The 13,644-nt window shown below is 66.3% G+C and carries 14 protein-coding genes and 1 pseudogene; 11 read left to right on the forward strand and 4 right to left on the reverse strand.

Annotation, left to right across the window (positions count from 1 at the left end):
- Positions 1–3: 3 nt before the first annotated feature.
- Positions 4–1,068, reverse strand: coding sequence for a YeiH family protein (locus tag HV773_RS25890; protein ID WP_129561973.1), 1,065 nt, complete (start codon positions 1,066–1,068; stop codon positions 4–6).
- Positions 1,069–1,185: 117 nt separating this feature from the next.
- Between HV773_RS25890 and HV773_RS25895 the strand changes: the two genes are divergently transcribed.
- The 8 genes from HV773_RS25895 (at position 1,186) to HV773_RS25930 (ending at position 9,031) form a co-directional block, all read left to right on the forward strand.
- Positions 1,186–2,154 (forward strand): LysR family transcriptional regulator, encoded by a 969-nt coding sequence (locus HV773_RS25895; RefSeq protein WP_129561974.1) that lies wholly within the window; start codon positions 1,186–1,188, stop codon positions 2,152–2,154.
- 196 nt (positions 2,155–2,350) lie between these two features.
- Positions 2,351–3,148, forward strand: coding sequence for a TIM barrel protein (locus HV773_RS25900; protein ID WP_129561975.1), 798 nt, complete (start codon positions 2,351–2,353; stop codon positions 3,146–3,148).
- Positions 3,149–3,214: 66 nt separating this feature from the next.
- Complete coding sequence (locus tag HV773_RS25905; RefSeq protein ID WP_129561976.1) at positions 3,215–4,192, forward strand: sugar kinase; 978 nt, start codon at positions 3,215–3,217, stop codon at positions 4,190–4,192.
- 113 nt (positions 4,193–4,305) lie between these two features.
- Positions 4,306–5,592 (forward strand): MFS transporter, encoded by a 1,287-nt coding sequence (locus tag HV773_RS25910; RefSeq protein WP_129561977.1) that lies wholly within the window; start codon positions 4,306–4,308, stop codon positions 5,590–5,592.
- Between the two features lie 61 nt (positions 5,593–5,653).
- A complete protein-coding gene (locus HV773_RS25915; RefSeq protein ID WP_129561978.1) occupies positions 5,654–6,619 on the forward strand; it encodes a 2-hydroxyacid dehydrogenase in 966 nt (321 codons plus the stop codon).
- On the forward strand, positions 6,616–7,701 hold the full coding sequence (locus HV773_RS25920; protein WP_129561979.1) for a LacI family DNA-binding transcriptional regulator: 1,086 nt from the start codon (positions 6,616–6,618) through the stop codon (positions 7,699–7,701). Before HV773_RS25915 ends, HV773_RS25920 begins: the two co-directional genes overlap by 4 nt.
- Positions 7,702–7,796: 95 nt before the next feature.
- Positions 7,797–8,603, forward strand: a complete 807-nt coding sequence (locus HV773_RS25925) for a YhfC family intramembrane metalloprotease (RefSeq protein ID WP_129561980.1) — start codon at positions 7,797–7,799, stop codon at positions 8,601–8,603.
- Between the two features lie 62 nt (positions 8,604–8,665).
- Positions 8,666–9,031: a DUF3022 domain-containing protein gene (locus HV773_RS25930; protein WP_129561981.1), complete on the forward strand. Its 366-nt coding sequence runs from the start codon at positions 8,666–8,668 to the stop codon at positions 9,029–9,031.
- 45 nt (positions 9,032–9,076) lie between these two features.
- On the opposite strand, the gene HV773_RS25935 is transcribed toward HV773_RS25930, so the two are convergent.
- Both HV773_RS25935 and HV773_RS25940 read right to left on the reverse strand, forming a co-directional pair.
- Entirely contained in the window at positions 9,077–9,511 is a 435-nt protein-coding gene (locus tag HV773_RS25935; protein WP_129561982.1) for a PGDYG domain-containing protein, read from the reverse strand.
- A gap of 110 nt (positions 9,512–9,621) precedes the next feature.
- Positions 9,622–10,155, reverse strand: coding sequence for a Spy/CpxP family protein refolding chaperone (locus HV773_RS25940; protein WP_129561983.1), 534 nt, complete (start codon positions 10,153–10,155; stop codon positions 9,622–9,624).
- A 321-nt stretch (positions 10,156–10,476) separates the two neighbouring features.
- On the opposite strand from HV773_RS25940, the gene HV773_RS25945 reads away from it, so the two are divergent.
- On the forward strand, positions 10,477–10,941 hold the full coding sequence (locus tag HV773_RS25945; RefSeq protein WP_035532630.1) for an Lrp/AsnC family transcriptional regulator: 465 nt from the start codon (positions 10,477–10,479) through the stop codon (positions 10,939–10,941).
- 203 nt (positions 10,942–11,144) lie between these two features.
- A pseudogene (locus HV773_RS25950) lies at positions 11,145–12,240 on the forward strand (saccharopine dehydrogenase family protein).
- Positions 12,241–12,284: 44 nt separating this feature from the next.
- Here HV773_RS25950 and HV773_RS25955 read toward each other — a convergent pair.
- Complete coding sequence (locus HV773_RS25955) at positions 12,285–12,875, reverse strand: P-loop nucleotide/nucleoside kinase family protein (RefSeq protein WP_129561985.1); 591 nt, start codon at positions 12,873–12,875, stop codon at positions 12,285–12,287.
- A gap of 298 nt (positions 12,876–13,173) precedes the next feature.
- Here HV773_RS25955 and HV773_RS25960 point away from each other — a divergent pair, with 298 nt between their 5' ends.
- On the forward strand, positions 13,174–13,644 hold the full coding sequence (locus tag HV773_RS25960; RefSeq protein ID WP_174220050.1) for a hypothetical protein: 471 nt from the start codon (positions 13,174–13,176) through the stop codon (positions 13,642–13,644).

Here is a 13,644-nt window from a genome sequence, read left to right on the forward strand (position 1 = left end):
CGATCATCCGAACAGTCGCTCCACGGCCCAGGTGATTGCGAGACCGCCGCCGACCAGCCAGACATAGACGATCAAGCCGGTGGTCAGGGCACGCGGGCCGGCCTGGCGGATCTGCGAGACGCGGGTCTCGATGCCGAGCGCCGTCATGGCCATGGTGAGCGCGAAGGTGTCGAGCATGTTGAGCGTCTGGGTTGCCGAATCCGGCAGCACGTGGAGCGAGTTCACCACCACGAGCGCGAGAAAACCGAGCGCGAACCAGGGCACCGCGAGCTTGCGTGCGCCTTGCTTGCCTTCAGCGGCGCCGCGTGCCGAACGGTTCAGCCAGACGCCGAGCGCGAGCAGCACCGGCACGAGCAGCATCACGCGGGTCATCTTCACGATGGTGGCGATGTGCGTGGCCTCGGGGCTCACATTGCTCGCCGCGCCCACGACCTGCGCAACCTCGTGGATCGTGCCGCCGAAGAAGAGCCCGGCGCCCATGGTGTCGAGATGCAACCAGCCGGCGCGATAGAGCAGCGGGTAGAGGAACATCGAGAGCGTGCCGAACAGCACCACGCTGCCCACGGCCATGGCGCTCTTGTGCGGTTTCGATTGCAGCGTGGATTCGAAGGCGAGCACTGCGGCTGCGCCGCAGATCGCGCTGCCTGCAGCGGTGAGGATAGCCGTGTCGCGGTCGAGCTTCATGAGCTTCATGCCGGCCCAGGTACCGATCGCGAGCGTGCTCACCACGATCACCGCCGATTCGACGAGGCCCGGCAGGCCGACCTGGGCGATTTCCTGAAGACTCACCCGCAGCCCGAAGAACGCCACCGCGATGCGCAGCAGCTTGCGCGCCGAGAAGTTGACGCCGGCGGCCCAGCTTTCGGGCATGCCGTGGCGCAGCGCGTTGCCATAAATCGCTCCGCCGACGATGCCGACGATCAGCGGGCTCAAGCCGAGACCCGCGATGGCGGGGAGGGCCGCGATGCGCGTGACGGCGGCGGCGAACAGCGCAACGAACAGCACGCCGTTGAGTTGGCCCCGCGTGGAGGATGACGCGGAAGAAAGGGAAGTCGACGGTGTGGACATAGTGTTTGGCAGCAAATTTGTCTGACTGACGAATGTTCCAATCCTAAATTAGATATAAGGATATGAAAAATCGTCATTTGCGACGTAAAATATAAGTCAACCAAATAGTTGGCTGCAATGACCCCGGAACAACTGATAACTTTCGCTTCCGTTGCCGAGCACCTGAACATCAGCCGTGCAGCGCTCGCGCTGCATTTGTCGCAGCCCGCGGTGTCGGGGCAGTTGCGGCTGCTGCAGGAGGAGTTCGGCGAGCCGCTCTATCTGCGCGATGGGCGTGGCGTACGCCTCACGCCCACCGGCGAGCAACTCGCGGCTTACGCGGCGCGCCTGCGCGACACCTGGCGCGAAGCGCTGGCGTTTCGCGATGCGCTGCGCGGGCTCGAGCGCGGCACGCTGCGCATCGGCGCGAGCACGACGCCCGCGAGCTATCGGCTGCCGTATCTGGTAGCGGCATTCCATCGGAGTTACCCGGAAGTGAAGCTCGATACGGCGAGCGGCAACACGACCGACGTGGTTGCGATGCTCGGCGAGCTGGATATTGCGTTGGTCGAAGGGCCGGTGGGCGAGCAGCTGCCTGCCGATTGCGCTGTGCACCCGTGGCACGAGGACGAAATCGTCGCGATCGCGCCATGCGGCCACGCGCTTGTCGCCCCGTTGGCCGGCGACGCACAGCAGGGGGCCGCATCCGGGCATGCCGGCGCGGGTCCGCTGCGCCGCGATCTGAGCGCCTTTGCAGGGCTGCCGCTCGTGTTGCGCGAGGACGGCTCGGGCGTGCGCCAGGTGGTGGAGCGCGCGTTCGCGCGCGCCGCCGTGCCGATGCGCGTCGCGCTGGAAATCGCTGGCGTAGAAGGCGTCAAGGAAGCAGTGCGAGCCGGCATGGGCATCGGCTTCGTCTCGGCCATATCGATGCGGCACGAAGACGGCGCGCTCCAGCAGATCCGCATCGAGCCCGAGCCGCTGGTGCGGCGCTTTTCCATCATCGTGCCGCACGCGGGCGCGGCGTCTCGTGTTACCCAGCGCTTTCTCGAGCTATGCCTGCTCGACGCGCCGCATGCGGAGGCGGGCAGCACCCGGTTCCCGCCGTGATTTAGGGGATTTCCATAATGGCGTGGTGCGCTGGGGCAGCGCACTATCCGCCCATCAATTGGCATCAAACAGTGTCGATCAGCAACAAACGGGCGCACAGGCGCTTTTTTTCGATATTGATTTGGAACCGGTTCCAAAGCTCGCGAAGCACGAGATCTGCTAGCGCGGGGAACGGGACAAGCATTGGGAAAAAACGATGGCGGAAGTAGCGATAGTGGCGAGCGCATTCGGCGCCGGATCGATCCGGCGCGACGGACATGCGGCGTGGTGTGGCGCAACCCGTGAGGCGGGCGCGCGTGCATTCGAAGTGCGGCGCGAGCTGATGGACGACGCCGACGCCGAGCCGCAGGCGCTGCGCACGCTCGGTATGGCGCTCGAACGCGAGGGCCTGTGGCCCGTGTGGTCGACGCCCGACACGCTGTACCGCGAAGACGGCGCGCTCGACGAAGCCGCGCTGCGCGCAGCCGTCGCCTGCGGGCGCGCGTTGGGTGCGCGCTTCGTCAAGCTGCAGCTCGGCGGTCTTGCGGGCGATGCGCAGGTCGCGCGGCTCGTGGCGGTGCTTGAACATCTCGGCCTCGCGGGCACGCAGGCCGGCGACGCATTCCCGATGCCGCGCGTGGTTGTCGAAAACGGCCAACTCGAGCAAGGCGGCAGTCTCGCCCAGTTCGTCGGCCTTTTTCAGGCGCTGTGCGCCGCCGGGCACGACAAGCTGATCGGCATGACCTTCGACATCGGCAACTGGCAATGGGCCGGCGAAGCGCCGCTGACGGCCGCCGCCGCGCTCGCGCCTCACGTCGAATACATCCATTGCAAGGCCGTGGAAGGCGCGGGCGCGCGCCGTTTCGCCTGCGCGCCCGCTGCCGACGATGCGCTGTGCCGCGCTGCGCTCGCATGCCTGCCCGCGGACGTGCCGCGCGGTATCGAATTTCCGTTCGACGCCGTGCGCATGAACGAGGACGCCGCGCGCTACGTGGCGTGGCTCGGCAACGCCTGATATGTCACGCGCCGGACGATCCCGACAGTCTGGCTACCCGAATCTGTTTTTTCAGGAATGCACTCCATGACGCACTCACTCGATGTCATCACCTACGGCGAGGCCATGGCGATGTTCGTGGCCGCCGACACCGGCCCGCTCAGCGACGTCGCGCACTTCACCAAGCGCGCGGCCGGCGCTGAGCTCAACGTGGCGACGGGCCTTGCGCGCCTGGGCTTCAAAGTGGGCTGGATGAGCCGCGTGGGCAACGATTCGTTCGGCCAGTTCGTGCGCGGCGTGCTCGCACAAGAGGGCATCGACGCGCAGGGCGTGCAAACCGATGCGCGCCATCCCACGGGTTTCCAGCTCAAGTCGAAGAATGACGACGGCAGCGATCCCACGGTCGAATACTTCCGCCGCGGCTCGGCGGCGAGCCATCTGTCGATCGACGATTTCAGGCGCGACTATGTGCTCGGCGCGCGCCATCTGCACTTGAGCGGCGTGGCGCCCGCGATTTCGGCGAGCTCGCGCGAACTCGCGTTCACGCTCGCCCGCGCGATGCGCGAGGCCGGGCGCACGATCAGCTTCGATCCGAATCTGCGCCCGACGCTGTGGGGCTCCGAAGCGGAGATGGTCGCGACGCTCAACGAACTCGCGAGCCAAGCCGACTGGGTGCTGCCCGGCGTGAACGAGGGGCGCATTCTCACGGGCTCCGACGATCCCGCGACGATCGCGCGTTTTTACATCGAGCGCGGCGCGCGCGGCGTGATCGTCAAGCTCGGCGCCAAGGGCGCGTACTACGAGACGCGAGAAGGCGAGCGCGGTCCGGTGCAGGCGCAGCCGGTGGCGAACGTGGTCGACACGGTTGGCGCAGGCGACGGCTTCGCGGTGGGCGTGGTGAGCGCGCTGCTCGAAGGCCGCACGCTGCGCGAGGCCGTGATGCGCGGCAACCGCATCGGTGCGCTCGCCGTGCAGGTGAGCGGCGACTCGGAAGGGCTGCCCACGCGCGCGCAACTCGATGCGCTCGAAGCCCGGGACGCCGCCCCGGCGCGCGCGAGCGCATAAACACACGACGGGGCGCCGGTCCACGCCGGCACCCGGCACAGATACCCGATACCAACAGCCTTGCCTGCGACCCGCATAAGGCACCAAAAGGCACCCTGAGACTGGAGACTCCGATGACCTCAACCTCGCTCGCCCCGCGCCGCTGGTGGGCAATCATGCCGATCGTGTTCATCACGTACAGCCTGGCCTACCTCGACCGCGCGAACTACGGCTTCGCTTCGGCGGCCGGCATCAATCACGATCTGGGCATCAGCCCCGGGCTTTCGTCGCTGATCGGCGCGCTGTTTTTCCTCGGTTATTTCTTCTTCCAGTTGCCGGGCGCGGTCTATGCCGAACGCCGCAGCGTGCGCAAGCTCGTGTTCGTGAGCCTCATTCTGTGGGGCGGATGCGCGGCGCTCACGGGTGTCGTCACGAACATTCCCTCGTTGATGGCGATCCGCTTCGTGCTCGGTATCGTCGAAGCGGCCGTGATGCCCGCGATGCTGATTTACATCAGCAACTGGTTCACGAAGGGCGAGCGCTCGCGTGCCAACACCTTCCTGATTCTCGGCAATCCGGTCACGGTGCTATGGATGTCGATCGTCTCGGGCTATCTCGTGCATTCGTTTGGCTGGCGTCACATGTTCGTCGCCGAGGGCGTGCCCGCCGTGGTGTGGGCCGTGTGCTGGTGGCTGCTCGTGCGCGACAAGCCGGAGCAGGTGAGCTGGCTCTCGAACGAGGACAAGCGCGCGATCGACGCTGCGCTGCGCGCCGAGCAGGCCGGCATCAAGCCGGTCAAGAACTACGCCGAAGCGTTCCGCTCGCCTGCCGTGATGCTGCTGTCGGCACAGTACTTCTGCTGGAGCATTGGCGTGTATGGCTTTGTGCTGTGGCTGCCCTCGATCGTGAAAAACGGCTCGGCGCTCGGCATGGTCGAAACGGGCTGGCTCTCGGCGCTGCCGTATCTCGCTGCTACCATTGCGATGCTGACCGCTTCGTGGGCCTCGGACAAGCTCGACAACCGGCGCGCGTTCGTCTGGCCGTTCTTGCTGGTCGGCGCGCTTGCGTTTGCGGCTTCGTATGCGCTCGGCACGACGCACTTCTGGGCTTCGTACGCGCTGCTGGTGGTGGCGGGCGCCGCGATGTACGCGCCGTACGGCCCGTTCTTCGCGATCGTGCCCGAGCTGCTGCCGAAGAACGTCGCGGGCGGCGCGATGGCGCTCATCAATAGCATGGGCGCGCTCGGTTCGTTCGTCGGCTCCTGGGTGGTTGGCTACCTGAACGGCGCGACCGGTTCGCCCACGGCGTCCTACGCGTTCATGAGCGTGGCGCTCGTGGTCTCGGTGATCCTCACGCTGCGCGCGGTGAAGCCTCGCCGCGACGAGACCCGTGCCTATGCCGCGCCGGCTCACGGCAAGTGATGCGCGGAAAATCACGCTCGAGAAAATTTCACGGAACATTGCAGACAGAAATAGCCCACTCATGAAGCAAAAAATCGTTGCCTACAAGGCCTTGCCCGAGGATGTGACCGCGTACCTGCGCGAGCATTTCGACGTGATGTTCGTCGACGCGAAAGACTCGCAGGCGTTCGCCGCTGCGCTCAAGGACGCCGACGGCGCGATCGGCGCAAGCGTCAAGATCACGCCCGCGTTGCTCGAAGGCTCGCGCATCAAGGTGCTTTCGACCATCTCGGTGGGCTACGACCAGTTCGACGTGCCCGATCTGACGAAGCGCGGCATCGTGCTCGCGCACACCCCCGACGTGCTGACCGAATCGACGGCCGATACGGTGTTTTCGCTGATCCTCGCGAGCGCGCGCCGCGTGGTCGAGTTGGCCGACTGGGTCAAGGCGGGCCACTGGAAGGCGAGCATCGGCCCCGCGCAATTCGGCGTGGATGTGCAGGGCAAGACCATCGGCATCGTCGGGCTCGGACGCATTGGCGGCGCGCTCGCGCGGCGCGCGGCGCTGGGCTTCAACATGAAGGTGCTCTATACCAACCGCAGCGTGAATGAAGCCGCCGAGCGCGACTACGGCGCGCGCCGCGTCGAGTTCGACGAACTGCTCGCCAGCGCGGATTTCGTCTGCCTGCAGGTGCCGCTCACCGACGCCACGCGCCACATGATCGGCGCGGAGCAACTGCAAAAGATGAAGAAGAGCGCGATCCTCATCAACGCCTCGCGCGGCGCGACCGTCGACGAAAAGGCGCTGATCGCCGCGCTCGAAGCAGGCACGATCCACGGCGCGGGGCTCGACGTGTTCGAACAGGAGCCGATCGACCCGGCCTCGCCGCTGCTGCGCATGCCCAATGTCGTGGCGCTGCCGCACATCGGCTCCGCCACGCACGAAACGCGTAACGCGATGGCGCGTTGTGCCGCCGAGAACCTCGTGGCGGCGCTCGCCGGCACGCTCGAGCGCAACATCGTCAATCGCGAGGTGCTCGCACGATGAGCACGGGCAGCAGTACGGGCAGTGGCGCGGGCGAGGGCGCTCTGCCGCGCCGCGCGACCATCAGCGATGTCGCCCGCGAGGCCGGCACCGGCAAGACCAGCATCTCGCGCTATCTGAACGGCGAGCTTGCGGCGCTTTCGCCGGACCTGCGCGCACGCATCGAAGCAGCCATCCAACGGCTCGACTATCGGCCCAACCAGATGGCGCGCGGGCTCAAGCGCGGGCGCAACCGGCTGCTCGGCCTGTTGCTCGCGGACCTGGCGAACCCGTACTCCGTGGAAGTGCTGCAAGGCGTGGAGGCCGCCTGCCACGCGCTCGGCTATATGCCGCTGATTTGCCACGCGGCGAACGAAATCGACATGGAGCGGCGCTATCTGCAACTGCTCACGACGTATCGCGTGGAAGGCGTGATCGTCAATGCGCTCGGCGTGCCTGAGTCGATGCTCAAGCCGATGGCGAGCGGCGGCATTCCCGCCGTGCTGGTCGATCGCACCGTGGACGGCCTCGACGCCGATATGGTCGGGCTCGACAATGCGGCCGCCGCGCGCCTGGGCGTCGAGCATCTGCTCGAGCACGGCTACGACGACCTCGTGTTCGTCGTGCAGCCCTTCGAGCAGGTGAGCTCGCGGCGCGAGCGTGAAGCGGCTTTTCGGGCATTCGCACAGGGCACGCAAGGCGCGCAGGGTGTGCAGAATGTTCGCGCGACCACGCACGTGCTCGACCTGCATGAGGACGCGAGCATCGACGCCTCGCTCGCCGCACTCGATGCGCATATCGCCGACGCCGCGCGGCGTGGCGCGCGCTGCGCGCTGTTCGCGGCCAATGCGCCGGTCGCCTTGCGGCTCGCGCTGCATCTGAAGGCGTGCTTCGGCGCCCAATGGCAACAGCACGCGGCGCTGATCGCCATCGACGATCCCGAGTGGGCCGCGTTGGCCGGCATCACCACGATCCGCCAGCCCACGCGCGAGATCGGCTACCGGGCCGTCGAATTCCTGCACGAGCGCATCGAGGGCGTGGCGCTGGCCACGCGCGCGGCCGCGTTCCCGGGCGAGCTGATCGTGCGGGCCTCGACGCTGGGCTAGGGCCCGGCGCCCTCGGGGTTCCGCGAGCGCGCCGATATCTGCGATGATTCGGGCTGCGGCGCGCGCCTCGTGCGCCGGACGTCACAAGGAACCTCATGCACGTCGATCCGGTCACGCTGGTCTGTCTTTCGCTCGCGACACTGTTCGTTGCCGTTCTGCCCATCTCGCTGTACCGCCGGCTGCGCGGCCCGTTCGCCTTCGACTGGCGCGACACCATTGCGGGCATCGCGGTCTTCGCCCTGTTCGCGACGGTGATCGAGCGCGCGCTCAACGGCTACGTGTTGCATGGAAATCCCGTGACGGCGCAACTGCTCACCAATCCGCTCGCATTCGTGCTTTATGGCGCGCTCGCGGCGGGGGTGTGCGAAGAGGTGGGGCGCTATATCGCGATGCGCCTGATCGCGCGGCGCGCGGCGGGGCAGCCGGGTTCGACCGATAGCACGGGGCTCGCTTATGGCATTGGCCACGGCGGTGCGGAAGCGTGGTTCGTCGGCGTGCTCGTGCAGTTGCAGTGGGTTTTCTTCGCGGTGCTCGCGAACCGCGGCGAGCTTGACGAGCATCTGAGCAATCTCTCGATGGATGCCGTGCTGCGCGTGCATCTGATACTCGGCACGCTTTCGCCGCTGGTGGCCGGCGTGTTCGCGCTCGAGCGCGTGGCCGCGTTCGTGTTCCAGATCGGACTCTCGGTGCTCATGTGGCGCGGCGTGCGCGCGGGGCGCAAGTCGATCCTGCCCATCGCGATCGCGCTGCACGCGTTGATCGATGTGCCCGCCGCGATGTTCCAGGCGCGTCTCGTGTCGCTCGTTGCGGTGGACGCGCTTTATGCTGTCGTGGCGATCATCGTGGCCATTGTGCTTTTTAGGACGTGCGCGCGCGGCCGGCGTGTGCCGCGCCCGGCCTGACTCGCCGCGCTTACGTCATTCCGTTGCTCACGCAACGTTTTATCAATTCCTCTTTGCCAGCAATGGAAGATTATCTGTTTGAATGCGCGAGCCCCGATTTCGAGGAGCTTGCACGCGTGATCGCCGATCTGTTTCCCGAGCAAACGCGCTTTAGCGAGCGGCCAGCCGAAACCGGCGCGCCACTGCTTATCGTGCATTGGGTGGCGATGCGCATGGGGGCCGCCGCGCGCCGCATGACGCTCACGGTGGCTATCGCGCCGGCGGCGCTGGCGCGCTATCGCGCGCTGCCGCCGCGTTTGCGCGGACGCAGCTTTGCCGTGTTGCGTGCGTATGTGGAAGCAACCATCGGCTCGCTGGAAGAACAGCACGCAAAAGGCGAGGAGACGCCGCGCGAAGTCACGCTCGATCTCGACGAGGAATTCGCCTGAAGCACGCCGCGCCGCATGTGCGGTGCGCGAACGCGGGAGCGAAACTCAATCGGCGAGCCGGTATACCTTCGCGTAGCGCTCGGCTTTCACCACACCGTAGTCGCCAGGCGCATATTGCATGACCCAGTCGCCCGCTGCGCCAGTGAGGCGGTCGCCGCCTGCCGAGCGCACGATCGTGAACGGCTCGTCCATGCGTTTGGCTAGCACGACGGTGGGCAGGTTGCGATAGGCACCAGGCGCGCCGTGTGCGAGCGCGGCGTCGGCTGGCCGGTACTTCGGATCGAAGCGCTCGCGCGAGACGACCCAGCGCTCGCCTGTCGCGCCAGTGATGAGCGCGTCTCCCGGCGCGTAGCGGTTCGGGCCTTCGAGGCTCATCAGCTCGCCGGGCGCGGCGGCAAATTCCACGGTGACGGTTTCGTCCTTGACCACGCGGTGCGCGGCGTGGTCGGTGGCGAGGTCGAGTTGGGTCAGTTCGATCATTGTGCGCCTGCAGGCTTGTTGCTTGTTACGAAAACGGCGCAGCGCGCGAACCGGCCGATTGCTCGACCGGTTCCGCGCGCTGCGCCGTGATGTTACCTGAATGCGCCCGCTTATTGCGCCGGCGCTGCTTCGGCGCCGCTTGCCGCTTCTGCGGCCGGCGCCTTGGCGTGAGGCTTGCCCTTGTGCTTCGCATGGCCCGTTGGCTGGCCGTGGCGGAAGGTGACGTCGGCCAGTTTCTTCTGCTCCGGCGAGAGACTGTTGTAAAGCGGCTCGAAGGCGGTGACGAGCTTTTGCATGTCGTCGGCGTGCGCCTGGGTGATTTGCGCGTACTGCTTCATGTCGTCGAGCGCGTTACGCTGCGCTTCGCCTTCCGCGCGCTGCTTGTAGAGGCCCGCCATGGTCTGGCCGTTGTTGCGCATGACGTCGGCGAACGTCTTCCATTGCGGCTCCTGGTCGGCCGTGATCTTCAGCGAGGAGTGCAGGTAGGCGATGCGCTCCTCCACACGCTGCTGATGCTGCGCGGCGCGTGCTTCGGCGCTCGACGCCGTTGCAGCGGCCGCGGGCGCGGCGGATGACGCGGCGGTTTGTGCGAACGCGCCGCTCATGGAGAGCGTGGCAGCAAGGATCACGAAAACTTTCTTCATTATTGCTCCCTGGAAATTCAATTCGTGGAGGTTACGTAGCGTGGCGACGAGAAATCCGTCGCTTACAGGCGGTATTAGTACCACGTTATCGTTTAAGCGCGGCTGCTATGCGACAACTGCTTACAAACGAAACGCAGAAGAAACGCGCTGAAATACGCGGCAATACGGGGGAAGCGGGGCGCTTGCGCGGGTTTATGCGCGGCTGGCCGCGCGCGATAATGACACGGCATCGAAGCAGCGCATTCGACCATTCCCGGCCATTTGCCATCCATTTGCCATCCATCGGCCACGTCATTGGCCACCCCAGGAGCCCGCATCACGATGAGACCGCCACGCCTCGACCAACTCGACGACCTCGACCGCAGCCTCGTTGCGCTGCTGCAGGAGAACGCCCGCGAGAGCGTGGCGAATCTCGCGCGTCAGCTAGGCGTGGCGCGCACCACGGTGCTCGCGCGCATCGCGCGGCTCGAACGCTCCCAGGTCATCGCCGGCTACGGCGTGCGGCTGGGCCAAGACGTGCTCGACGCGAGCCTGCAGGCGTGGGTCGGGCTCATCATCGCGCCGCGCAATGGCCCCGACGTGCAAAGGCGGCTTTCCAAAATGCCCGAAGTGCAACTGCTCTGCGCGGTGAGCGGCGAGTACGACTATGTGGCCTGGCTGCGCGCGGACTCCCCCGATCGCCTGAACGATCTGCTCGACCAGATTGGCGGCATGCAGGGCGTCGAGCGCACGACCACGTCGATCGTGCTCGCGCGCAAGATCGACCGCGGCACGGTGATGGGCTGAGGGCTGTCGCAGCACGTTTGCGGCACCTTCGTTAACACCGTTTTTACGGGTTTTCGTCGTTATGACGAAAACCATCGCCAAAATGACGAAACCTTCCGTCGAAGCGCATCATTTTGTGCCTAGGATCTGATTTCGCACCTCCTTAGACTGTGTGCACCGGGTACAGCATGGCCCGATCCACAGAAAACCCAAGGAGATACCGAATGAAAGTCGCGATTGCAGGCGCAGGCCTGATTGGCCACACCATTGCACACATGCTGCGCGCAACCGGAGACTATGAAGTCACGGCGCTCGACCGCGATGCCAAGGCACTCGAAAAGCTGGCCGCGCAGGGCATTCCCACCCAGCGTGTCGATTCCGGCGACGCCGCCGCGCTGCGCGCCGCGCTCGAAGGCTTCGACGTGCTCATCAATGCACTTTGCGGTGAATGTCGCGTCGGCGGCCAAGAGCGCGGGCGTTCACTACTTCGACCTCACCGAGGACGTGCGCGCTACGCACGCAATCCGCGAACTCGCCGAAGACGCCGATCACGCATTCATGCCGCAATGCGGCCTGGCTCCTGGCTTCATTGGCCTCGCGGCGCATGCGCTCGCAAGCCGCTTCACCGAGATTCGCGAAGTGAAAATGCGCGTGGGCGCGCTGCCGCAGTTCCCCACCAATGCGCTCAAGTACAACCTCACCTGGAGCGTGGACGGCCTCATCAACGAGTACTGCCAGCCGTGCGAGGCGATCCACGGGGGCCGCACGCAGATGGTGCAGCCGCTCGAAGGTCACGAGCACTTCTCGCTCGACGGCGTGGAGTATGAGGCGTTCAACACGTCGGGCGGTCTCGGCACGTTGTGCGAGACGCTGGGCGGGCGCGTCGAATCGCTCGACTACAAGTCGGTGCGCTATCCGGGCCACCGCGCGCTCATGCAATTCCTGCTCGAAGATCTGCGTCTCTCGGGCGACCGCGACACGCTCAAGTCGATCATGCGCCGCGCGATTCCGTCCACCGAGCAGGACGTCGTGCTGATCTTCATCACGGTGACCGGCATGCGTAACGGCCAGCTCGTGCAGGAAGTCTTCACGCGCAAGATCTTCGCGAAGACGGTGTGCGGCGTGCCGATGAGCGCAATCGAAATCACCACGGCCGGTGCAATGTGCGCGGTGCTCGATCTGTTCCGCGAGAAGAAGCTGCCGCAAAAGGGCTTCGTGCGCCAGGAGCAGGTGTCGCTCGAGCAGTTCCTCTCGAACCGCTTCGGCAAGGTGTATGAAGGCGCGACGCTCGAAGCGCTGGCTTCGGCACACGTCGACTGAAGTGGAAGTAAAGGCGGCGCGCCGCGGCTGCGATCGAACCTCGATCAGGCCGCGGACGCCGTCACGATGCGCTGCAGCAATGCGTCGTAGTCGGCGGGCTCGGGCGCGGTCGTGTCGAACACGATGAGGTCGTCGAGTTGCGCGCCCGCAGGCTCGAAGCGCCGCTTGCGATAGCTGTTCCAGTGCGCGAGCTTGTAGGCATCGTCGGGATGGTTGCGCGCCACGATACGCTGGCGCGCCGTTGCTTCGTCGGTGCGCACCCAGACGGCGGCGAGGCCCACGTCCGCCACCACTCCCAACCATGCGCGATCGAGCAGGCGCCGCTCGCGCACCTCCCCCGAAAGCGGTCCGACCGCAATCACGCTCACGCCCAGCGCGAGATTTTCGCGCGCGGTGTCGAGCATGCCCTGATATTCGGGATCTCGCAGATGCTGGAGAAATAGCGGGCTGTCGCGGTCGTGCGGGTCCTGGCCGAGCGCGGCGAGCATCGCAGCGCCGGTGCGCCCGTAGAGCGTGTCCTTGTCGAGCAGGCAGAACGGTTCACCCGTCGCGCGGGCCAGCGGGCCGAGCAGGCGCTTGGCGAGCGAGGTTTTGCCGGTGCCGGCGTGGCCGCAGAAGAAAATCAGCCGCGTCACGACCCGCATCCCTGAACCCTGGCGGGCTGTGCATACCTCATCGCCTGCATGCTCCTCATGTGACGTGATGACTTGACTGCGCTGGACCGCGCCCGATTCCAAAGCATATACCAGCGCTCCCGCGTCGATGCGCCGCTCGCAATGGCTCGCGGCGCGCAATGTGCGGCGTCGCGCGTGGGTCAGCGTCGTGTGCGTATATGATGGGCGCACCCGGCCGTTGCCCGCGTCGAGGATCGAAACGCCCCGCGCGCCCCGCGCGCCGCGCCAGCACCGGAAAACCGACGAGGGAATAGCGTCCATGCCATCGCGCGTATTCAGAGTGAGCTTTGGTTCGCAGCGCGCCGCGCTAGCGGCGGCGCTGTTGGCGGCCGCAGTCCTCGCGCTGCCGCTGGCGTTGGGCGGCTGCGCCGAGGAGCCGTCGGCACCGATGCCGTTCAAGCCGGTGCCGGCGGAGCGCATCGTCAAGCCGGGCTATACACAGCCGGGCGAAGGGCTCGTGGCCGTTGACGTGCGGCGCGAGCGCACCCGCAACGTCATCGTCAAGTTCCGCGACGCCCCTGTCTATATCGACGGCGAGCAGGTCACCGACCTCATGGACGGCGAGCACGTCACCTTCTACCTGAAGCCGGGCGTGCACCGCATCGGCGTGACCACGCAGTTCGATCCGGTCGTGGAGTTGCGCTTCGTCGTCGATCCGCGCTACACGAACCGGGCCAGCGTAACGTTCGACAAGGATCATCGCATCGGCATTCGCCGGGTTGCGCAGTGA

Source organism: Paraburkholderia caffeinitolerans (genome assembly GCF_902859945.1).
Taxonomy (GTDB): domain Bacteria; phylum Pseudomonadota; class Gammaproteobacteria; order Burkholderiales; family Burkholderiaceae; genus Paraburkholderia; species Paraburkholderia caffeinitolerans.

What these genes read in the sequence shown, in the direction of transcription:
- HV773_RS25890 (WP_129561973.1), bottom strand. Translation starts at nt 1,068, where the DNA reads ATGTCCACACCGTCGACTTCCCTTTCTTCCGCGTCATCCTCCACGCGG.
- HV773_RS25895 (WP_129561974.1), top strand. Translation starts at nt 1,186, where the DNA reads ATGACCCCGGAACAACTGATAACTTTCGCTTCCGTTGCCGAGCACCTG.
- HV773_RS25900 (WP_129561975.1), top strand. Translation starts at nt 2,351, where the DNA reads ATGGCGGAAGTAGCGATAGTGGCGAGCGCATTCGGCGCCGGATCGATC.
- HV773_RS25905 (WP_129561976.1), top strand. Translation starts at nt 3,215, where the DNA reads ATGACGCACTCACTCGATGTCATCACCTACGGCGAGGCCATGGCGATG.
- HV773_RS25910 (WP_129561977.1), top strand. Translation starts at nt 4,306, where the DNA reads ATGACCTCAACCTCGCTCGCCCCGCGCCGCTGGTGGGCAATCATGCCG.
- HV773_RS25915 (WP_129561978.1), top strand. Translation starts at nt 5,654, where the DNA reads ATGAAGCAAAAAATCGTTGCCTACAAGGCCTTGCCCGAGGATGTGACC.
- HV773_RS25920 (WP_129561979.1), top strand. Translation starts at nt 6,616, where the DNA reads ATGAGCACGGGCAGCAGTACGGGCAGTGGCGCGGGCGAGGGCGCTCTG.
- HV773_RS25925 (WP_129561980.1), top strand. Translation starts at nt 7,797, where the DNA reads ATGCACGTCGATCCGGTCACGCTGGTCTGTCTTTCGCTCGCGACACTG.
- HV773_RS25930 (WP_129561981.1), top strand. Translation starts at nt 8,666, where the DNA reads ATGGAAGATTATCTGTTTGAATGCGCGAGCCCCGATTTCGAGGAGCTT.
- HV773_RS25935 (WP_129561982.1), bottom strand. Translation starts at nt 9,511, where the DNA reads ATGATCGAACTGACCCAACTCGACCTCGCCACCGACCACGCCGCGCAC.
- HV773_RS25940 (WP_129561983.1), bottom strand. Translation starts at nt 10,155, where the DNA reads ATGAAGAAAGTTTTCGTGATCCTTGCTGCCACGCTCTCCATGAGCGGC.
- HV773_RS25945 (WP_035532630.1), top strand. Translation starts at nt 10,477, where the DNA reads ATGAGACCGCCACGCCTCGACCAACTCGACGACCTCGACCGCAGCCTC.
- HV773_RS25960 (WP_174220050.1), top strand. Translation starts at nt 13,174, where the DNA reads ATGCCATCGCGCGTATTCAGAGTGAGCTTTGGTTCGCAGCGCGCCGCG.